This is a genomic window from Kitasatospora sp. NPDC004799 (assembly GCF_040609095.1).
In the GTDB taxonomy this organism is placed as follows: domain Bacteria; phylum Actinomycetota; class Actinomycetes; order Streptomycetales; family Streptomycetaceae; genus Kitasatospora.
Genome location: NZ_JBEXJK010000385.1, coordinates 1 through 7,759, shown reverse-complemented (window position 1 = coordinate 7,759; position 7,759 = coordinate 1). Strand labels below are relative to the sequence as shown.

The following is a 7,759-nucleotide window of genomic DNA, read 5'->3' as shown; positions in this document are numbered from 1 at the left end:
CGGGGCTCCCTCCCGGCGGGCCGGACGCCGCCGCGGCGGCTACGGCTTGCGCGCCTCGATCAGGAAGCGCGCCGAGTGGGCGACGAACGGACCCTCGGCGCGGATCCGCTGGTCCAGCTCGCGCAGCCGGTCGCGGTGGGCGTCGACGGTGAAGCCCGGGACCATCCAGATCACCTTCCGCAGGAAGTACACCACCGCGCCGATGTCCCGGAACTCCGTCCGCAGCCGCTCGGAGCGCAGGTCCACCACCTCCAGCCCGGCCGCCCGCGCCTCGGCGGCCTCCAGCTCGGGGCGACGGCCCTCCCTCGCCTCCGGCTGCGGGCCGAGGAAGTACTCGACCAGCTCGAAGACCGAGGCCGGGCCCACGTGCTGGGCGAAGTACGTGCCGCCGGGGCGCAGCACCCGGGCGATCTCCGTCCACCAGGCCCGCACCGGGTGGCGGCTGCTGACCAGGTCGAAGGCCCCGTCGGCGAACGGCAGCGGCGGCTCGTCCGGGTCCGCGACCACCACCCCGCCCAGGGGGTGCAGGCGTTGCGTGGCGAGGGCCAGGTTGGGCGGCCAGGACTCGGTGGCCGCGAGCACGGGCGGGCACCCGCCGAGCCGTACGGCGCCCGCGAGCACCTCGCCGCCACCGGTCTGGATGTCCAGGGCGGCCGTCGCCGTGCCCAGGCGCCCGGCCAGCAGTCGCTGGTAGCCCCAGGAGGGCCGTTCCTCGGTGGCCCGGCCCTCCAACCAGGAGAAGTCCCAGCCGTCCACGGAGACGGACTCGGCCTCGGCGATCAGCTCTTCGAAGGTGCGCATGCCCGCATCATCGCGGCGACGGCGCCGTGGGGCCACCGGATTCCGGGCGCCTTCGGCCCGCCGGGACGTCAAGTCCCGGTCCCCACCGGCTGCCCTGGGGCGGTTCGGCCGCGCCCGGTGGCCGTCCGGTCCCTGTGCCCGACTTCCACGGTGGTCCCGAAATCCGGTACCCCGCGCCGGTCCGCCCGGGCGAGGATGGCGCCGCGCCCCCGATCCCACCGCTTCCGCCGACGTCCCGTGGAGACCCTGCCGCCATGACCCAGTCCGCCCTCAGCCGCTTCTACGACTATTTCGCCGACGACTACCACCTCCTCTACGCCGACTGGAACGCCTCGCTCGCCCGGCAGGGCGCCGCGCTGGACGCCCTGGTCCGCGCGGGCCTCGGCGACCGGTCCGCCGAGGTGCTGGACTGCGCCTGCGGCATCGGCACCCAGGCCATCGGCCTGGCCGCGCTCGGCCACCGCGTCACCGGCACCGACCTCAGCCCGGTCGCCGCCGCCCGCGCCACCGCGGAGGCCGCCGAGCGCGGCCTCCGGCTGCCCACCGCCGCAGCCGACATGCGGGAACTCCCCTTCCCGGACGAGCGGTTCGACGTCGTCGTCTGCGCCGACAACGCGCTGCCCCACCTGCTCACGGCCGAGGACGTCCGCACCGCGCTCGGCGAGATGCGGCGGGTCCTGCGCCCGGGCGGGCTGCTGCTGGCCACCACCCGCCCGTACGACGGGCTGCGCCGCACCCGGCCCGCCTCCACCCCGCCGCAGACCGCCGAGCACGGCGGCCGGCGGTCGGTCGTCTTCCAGCTCTGGCAGTGGCACGAGGACGGCGAACGGTACGACCTGGAGCTCTTCCGGCTCCTGTCGGACCAGACCGGCCAGTGGCAGACCACCGTCCACCGCTCCACCTACTGGGCGCTCACCCAGGAGCAGGTGAGCGCCTTCGCCACCGAGGCGGGCCTCGCCGAGGTCCGCTGGGAGCAGCCCGCCGACACCGGCTTCTTCCAGCCCGTCCTGATCGCCCGGGCGCCCTGACCTCCCGTCCTCCGGCTCCCGCCGTCCTGTCATCGGGGTCCTGTCATCGACGGCGGTGGCTCGCCGCGCCCATGGTTTTGCCGATCCATGTTAATTTTTACTCATGCGAGTAAATCCTGACTCCGCTCCTTCCACTCCTTCCGCTCCCGGCTCCGGCTCCAGCTCCAGCTCCAGCTCCGGCCGGAGCCTCACCACCGATGCCCGGCGTGCCCAGATCGTCGCCGCCGCGATCGAGACCGTCGCCGAACTCGGCTTCGCCCGGGCCTCGTTCGCGCAGATCGCCAAGCGGGCGAAGCTCTCCAGTGTTCGGCTGATCTCGTACCACTTCCAGGACAAGGAGGACCTCTTCCAGGCCCTCGTCGACACCGTCCAGGAGGCCGCGCGGGCCGCCATGCAGCCGCGCATCCACGCCCACTCCGCACCCGCCGCACAGCTGGCCGCCTACATCGAGGCGAACCTGGAGTTCCTGGCGGACCACCCGGTCGAGGTCCGGGCGCTGGTGGACGTCCTCGCCGGCGCCCGCCGGGAGGACGGCAGCCCGCTGGTCAGCTCGGCCGGCTTCGACACCCCCGTGGCACTGCTGGTCCAGCACCTGCGCAACGGACAGCTCAGCGGCGACTTCCGGCCGTTCGACGCCGAGGCGATGGCCACCGCGATCCGCGCCTCCATCGACGCGGCCGCCAACCGGCTGTCCGCCGGGGACGACTTCGACGCCCGCGCCTACGGGCGCGAGCTGGTCACCCTCTTCGCCCTCGCCACCAGGAACGAGGAGGCGAAGTGACCCACGCCACCCCGCGCCGGACCGGCGTCCTGTTACCCCTGCTGATCGACCTCGGCCTGCCGCTCGCCGTCTACTACGGGCTGCGCTCCGCCGGCGTCGACCAGTGGTGGTCGCTGCTCTGGTCCGCCGCCGCACCCGCCGTCACCGTGGTGGTACGGCTGGTCCGGACCCGCCGCGTCGACTTCACGGCCCTGCTGGTCCTGAGCATGATCGTCCTCGGCCTGGTGCTCTCCGTGCTCACCGGGGACCCCCGCACCCTGCTGATCCGCGAGGCCTGGACGGGCATGCTCGGCGGACTCCTCGGGGTCTGGCTGCTGGCCTCGGTCGGCTACGGCCGCCCGGCCCTGATGGTCGTCTTCCGGAACTTCGTACGGGCCAAGGCGGGCGAGGAGGGGCTGCGCGCCTGGGAGGCGCGCTGGGAACAGGACGCCGCGTTCCGCCGCGGTGTCCGGGTGCTCACCGCGGTCTGGGGCGCGGCCAGCCTGCTCAACGCCCTCGCCCAACTGGCCTTCGCCTACCTCCTGCCCGTCGACACCCGCCCCGGCGGCCATGAACCTGAGCTGGCCGGTGATCGCCGCGCCGCTGCTCCTGTTCCACCTCGGGTACACCAAGCGCCACGCCCTGCGGGCCTGACCGGAACGGACCGTGCCATGACCGCCGAGACCGCCGTGACCGCAGCACCCGTCGCGGCCCCCGAGAGCACAGAGCCCGCCGCGGCCCCCGACCGGCTGCGGCTGTTCGCCGAACCCAACCTCGACCTCCAGACCCGCGCCGCCCTCGGCGCGACCGCCTACCGGGCCGCCGAGGTTGGGGAGGTGCTGGCCGCCGTCGACCGCGTCAACCGCGCCGGGCTCTCCGGCCGCAGCTACCACGAGGAGTTCCTCGCCCTCGACCGCCGCACCGCCACCGGCGCCGAGGACGCCCTCCGCTCCGGTCGCACGGCCGACGCCCGTGACGCCTACCTTCGTGCCGCCAAGTACCTCTCCCTCGCCCTGTTCTCCGTCCTCGCGAGCGCGCGCCCGGCCGACGAGCCGGCCGTCTTCGCCGAGATGCGCGCCTGCTGGCACCGCGCCGGCGACCTCCTCGACCCGCCCGTCCAGCGCCTGCGCATCCCGTACGAGGACATCGGACTGCCCGCCTACCTGCTGACTCCGCCGGGCCGGCCCGAGCGCCGCCCCACCCTCGTCCTGGTCAACGGCAGCGACGCCCAGAGCATCGACCTCTACTGCTTCGGTGCCCGCGCGGCCGTCGAACGCGGCTGGAACGCCCTCGTCCTGGAGGGGCCCGGGCAGGGATCCCTGCTCTTCGAGCACGGCATCCCGTTCCGCCCGGACTGGGAACACGTCGTCCGTCCCGTCGTCGATCACCTCCTCAGCGATCCGTCCGTCTCGCCCCTCGTCGACCCCGACCGGATCGCCCTGACCGGCTGGAGCATGAGCGGCATCCTGGCCATCCGCGCCGCGGCCTTCGAGCCCCGTCTCGCCGCCGTGGTCGCCGATCCGGGCGCCGTCGACAACTGGCTCGCCTGGCCCGAGGTCTGGCGCCGGCTCGTCGACGGGCCCGACCGAAGCGACCCCGAGGCCGTCAACCGGCACTGGCGGCGGGCCGTCCTCCCCGAGCTCGGCCCCGCCACTCCCCTGCTGGCCAAGCGCGCCGAGATCTTCGGCACCCGGTTCCTCCACGACGCCCGCGCCGGACGCGCGCCGCAGGACTTCTGGCAACTCGCCCGTACCATCCGCCGGTTCCGCTGCGACGACGTGGCGCACCTCGTCACCTGCCCCACCCTGGTCCTCGGTTACGAGGCCGAAGCCCTCGTCCCGGGCCAGGACACCCGGCTCTACGACCTCCTCCGCTGTCCGAAACAGCACACCGTCCTCACCGCCGCCCAGGGCGCCGGTGACCACTGCGCTCCCATGGCGCCGCAGCTGCGCAACGCCGTGGTGCTCGACTGGCTGGAGCGGACCCTGGCCTGAGGCCCTTCTCGGCCCGCTCCCCTCCCTCCTCTCCCTACCGGCCCATCGCCACCACCGCCTCCGCGACCCGGCCCGCGCCGTCCTCCTCGGACATCGCGCGGGCCGCCTCCTGCGCCCCGTCCCGCAGCCGCTGCTCCCCGACGGCCCGGCGGAGGGCCTCCGCCAGCCGGTCGGCGGTCAGGTCGGCGAACCGGAGCGGAGCGGTGGCGGCCCCGAGCCGGGCGAGCCGGGCGGCCCAGAACGGCTGGTCCGCCGTCACCGGGACGGGGACGCTCGGCACGCCGGCGCGCAGTGCCGCGGCCGCCGTCCCCGCACCCGCGTGGTGCACGACGGCCGCCATGTGCGGGAACAGCCGCGCGTGCGGCAGTTCGCCGACCGTCAGCACGTCGTCCCCCGCCCCGGCCATCCCCGCCCAGCCGGCCTGCACCACGCCCCGGACGCCCGCCCGCCGCAGGGCCTCCACCGCCAGCGTGCTCAGCCGCTCCCCCTGCCCGGCCGCCATGCTGCCGAAGCCGATGAACACCGGCGGCGGCCCGGACCGCAGGAAGTCCTCGACCTCCGCCGGGAGGCGGTAGTCCTCCGGCACGTGCGGCCACCAGTTGCCGACCACCCGCAGCCCCTCCCGCCAGTCGGCCGGGCGCGGTACGACGGTCGGGCTGAACCCGTGCAGCACCGGCCAGTGCGCCCGCTCCACGGCCCGTCGGCGCGCGGTCTGGGAGAGCGCCGGGAGGCCGAGCCGCGACCGCAAGCGGCGTGCGGCCTCGGCGTGCAGGCGGTCGACGACCCGCTGGCCGAGCGCCCCCGCCGCCCGGTTGCCCCAGCTCCCCAGCGAGCGGCCGCCCCCGACCACCGGCGGGAACTCCCGCGTGGGCAGTGTGGGTTGCAGGTAGGCCCCCAGGCTGGGGACGTCCATCGCCTCCGCGAGGTGCCAGCCCAGCGGTGCGGTGGTGGTGCTGAGCAGGAGCAGATCGGCTCCGGGCGCCGCCGCGTCCGCGAGCGCGTCGCCGAGCCGCCCGATGAACGCCGCGGCCCGCGCGAGCAGGTCGGAGCGCCCGCCCGTCGACTCGGTGCCCGCCCCGCGCGGGTCGACCGGGAGCGGGCGGAAGCCGAGGCCGCTGCCGGCCACCAGCTCGCGGAAGGTCTCGGGCGCCGCGAGCGCGACCTCGTGCCCCGCACCGCGCAAGTGCGCCCCGAGACCGGTGTAGGGGGCGACGTCGCCGTGCGATCCGGCGGCCATGACGAGGATCCTCATCGGGCCGCCTCCTCGGGGTTGCCGAGGCCGTCGAGGTTGTCAAGGCCGCCGAGGCCGTCGAGGTCTCCAAGGTCTCCGAGGTCGCCGCCCCCGCCGAGCCGTTCGGCGTTGGCGCCGATGGCTGCGCGGAGGTACCCGGCCAGGCCGGGGCGCTGCTCGGCCGGCGGGACGACGAGGGCGAAGGCGCGGGCGTCCGCCTCGTAGTCGTCGGCGATCCGGCAGTGCGTCTCCGGCAGGCAGGGCGTGAACCACCGGGTGATGTGCTGCCGGTGCTGCTCCGCGAGGTCCAGCACCGTCGTGTGGTCGACCGGCAGCCCCTCGTCGAAGGCTGCCAGCAACCGGACGCGCCACCGCGCGGCCTCCGCCATCAGCCGCTGCCAGTCCTCCTTGGAGTGGGTGGCGGCGCGGGCCAGGGCCTCCCGGTGGCCCTCCCGCTCGCCCCACTTGAGGTGGGCGTCGGCGGCGTAGCTGAGGTCGAAGACCACGTCCCCGAAGACCTCGAAGCGCTCCTCCGGGGTCAGCTCGACCCCGGTGCGCTGGACCTCGATGGCCCGCTCGGCGACGTCGACCAGCTTCTGCAACCGGGCGATCTGCTCGGTCAGGGCCTGGCGTCTCGCCAGCAGGTGGTCGAGCGCGTTGGCCTGCGGGTCCGCCAGGATGTCGGCGACCTCGTCGAGCGGGAAGCCGAGCTCCCGGTAGAAGAGGATCTGCTGGAGCCTGGCGAGGTCCCCGCCGTTGTAGAGCCGGTAGCCGGCCGGGCTGCGCTCACTGGGCGAGAGCAGCCCGGACCGGTCGTAGTAGTGCAGGGTCCGGATCGTGACCCCGGCGAAGCCGGAGACCTGGCCCACCGACCAGCTCATGCGTCCCTCCGATCATCCGTGCGTTCGCTGCGTCCCCACCGTGCGGCCTGACGTGGGGTAAGGGTCAACACGCGCAGCTCAGGGGCCCGCTCCGGATGCCGGGTGGCACCTGGGCTCAGGTCTCGCGCTGCGGGTGGTAGGCGCTCTCGGGTATGCCGAACGTCCAGGCGACCCCGGCGCGCGCGGTGCGCGTGCTCGGCGGGACGCGCAGCCAGTAGGTGCGGTGGGTGCCGTCCGGCTCGGGGGTGGAGTTGACCACCTCGACCATCACCACCGGCTCGTCGTCGGGCAGGACGATCCGCCAGAGCACCCCGGTCTCGTCCCGGTGGACGGGCTCGGCGCCGGAGTCGGCCAGGTAGCGCTCGTAGCCGTAGTGCTCCAGCAGGACGCGGCGCAGTTCGGCGTTCTCCTCGGTGCGGATCCGCTCGACGGTGACCCCGGCCAGGCCGGCCAGGAACTCCGGCGGGACGGGCATGCCGCGCCAGGCGTGCAGGGCGAAGCCGTCGGCGTACGCCAGGGCGGGCCCGTCCGCCCGGTCGAGCCGCCCGGCCTCGTCGCGGTGCAGTTCGGTCGGGCGCTCGCTGAGCAGGGCGACGTCCCGGTACGGCCACCACCAGCCGGCCTGCCGGGCCAGCTCGGCGAGCGGTGCGACGGCGTCGGCGCTCGCTCCGGCGGCCTCGAAGGCGGCGAACCAGGGCGCGTCGTGCTGGCCGCGCACGGCGTCCAGCAGGGCGAGCCGGACGGTGGTGCGGCGGGCCCGGGCGTCCTCGGCCACGGCCGCGTCGTCCTCCCGGTCGGCCTCGGGGGCGAGCCGGTCCAGCACGGCGTTGCGCAGCCGGTCGGCGAGCGGGGTGGTGACCGGGCCGAGCTCGCCGCCGGTCAGCGCCCAGTGGCCCGCCCACCCGGCGCCGCCGACCTGCTCGACGGCCCGGCGCCGGGCTTCCTCCCACGGCCGGGTGCGCACGGCCTCGCGCACGCTCTGCGCGCCGGCGGCCCGCAGCTCCAGCGCCGCCTCGGTCGCGGCGAGCGGCGAGCCGAACCAGCAGACGGCCGCGGGCTCGGGC

7 protein-coding genes are annotated in these 7,759 nt (G+C 75.4%); 3 read left to right on the top strand and 4 right to left on the bottom strand.

All coding sequences use genetic code 11. The annotated features are described in order from the left end of the window. Positions 1–39: 39 nt before the first annotated feature. Positions 40–801, bottom strand: coding sequence for a class I SAM-dependent methyltransferase (locus ABZW03_RS33025; RefSeq protein ID WP_355266615.1), 762 nt, complete (start codon positions 799–801; stop codon positions 40–42). 254 nt (positions 802–1,055) lie between these two features. On the opposite strand from ABZW03_RS33025, the gene ABZW03_RS33020 reads away from it, so the two are divergent. From ABZW03_RS33020 to ABZW03_RS33010, 3 genes are all read left to right on the top strand, one after another. Next, a complete protein-coding gene (locus tag ABZW03_RS33020; protein ID WP_355266612.1) occupies positions 1,056–1,829 on the top strand; it encodes a class I SAM-dependent methyltransferase in 774 nt (257 codons plus the stop codon). 103 nt (positions 1,830–1,932) lie between these two features. Continuing rightward, complete coding sequence (locus tag ABZW03_RS33015; RefSeq protein WP_355266609.1) at positions 1,933–2,610, top strand: TetR/AcrR family transcriptional regulator; 678 nt, start codon at positions 1,933–1,935, stop codon at positions 2,608–2,610. Continuing rightward, a complete protein-coding gene (locus ABZW03_RS33010) occupies positions 2,607–4,583 on the top strand; it encodes a VC0807 family protein (RefSeq protein WP_355266606.1) in 1,977 nt (658 codons plus the stop codon). The genes ABZW03_RS33015 and ABZW03_RS33010 overlap by 4 nt, the downstream gene beginning before the upstream one ends. A 34-nt stretch (positions 4,584–4,617) precedes the next feature. On the opposite strand, the gene ABZW03_RS33005 is transcribed toward ABZW03_RS33010, so the two are convergent. The 3 genes from ABZW03_RS33005 to ABZW03_RS32995 form a co-directional block, all read right to left on the bottom strand. After that, positions 4,618–5,835, bottom strand: coding sequence for a glycosyltransferase (locus ABZW03_RS33005; protein WP_355266603.1), 1,218 nt, complete (start codon positions 5,833–5,835; stop codon positions 4,618–4,620). After that, positions 5,832–6,695 (bottom strand): MerR family transcriptional regulator, encoded by an 864-nt coding sequence (locus ABZW03_RS33000; protein WP_355266600.1) that lies wholly within the window; start codon positions 6,693–6,695, stop codon positions 5,832–5,834. Before ABZW03_RS33000 ends, ABZW03_RS33005 begins: the two co-directional genes overlap by 4 nt. 115 nt (positions 6,696–6,810) lie before the next feature. Then, the coding region (locus ABZW03_RS32995) for a DUF6745 domain-containing protein (RefSeq protein WP_355266597.1) at positions 6,811–7,759 on the bottom strand (949 nt) is incomplete at its 5' end.

What these genes read in the sequence shown, in the direction of transcription:
- ABZW03_RS33000 (WP_355266600.1), bottom strand. Translation starts at nt 6,695, where the DNA reads ATGAGCTGGTCGGTGGGCCAGGTCTCCGGCTTCGCCGGGGTCACGATC.
- ABZW03_RS33020 (WP_355266612.1), top strand. Translation starts at nt 1,056, where the DNA reads ATGACCCAGTCCGCCCTCAGCCGCTTCTACGACTATTTCGCCGACGAC.
- ABZW03_RS33005 (WP_355266603.1), bottom strand. Translation starts at nt 5,835, where the DNA reads ATGAGGATCCTCGTCATGGCCGCCGGATCGCACGGCGACGTCGCCCCC.
- ABZW03_RS33015 (WP_355266609.1), top strand. Translation starts at nt 1,933, where the DNA reads ATGCGAGTAAATCCTGACTCCGCTCCTTCCACTCCTTCCGCTCCCGGC.
- ABZW03_RS33025 (WP_355266615.1), bottom strand. Translation starts at nt 801, where the DNA reads ATGCGCACCTTCGAAGAGCTGATCGCCGAGGCCGAGTCCGTCTCCGTG.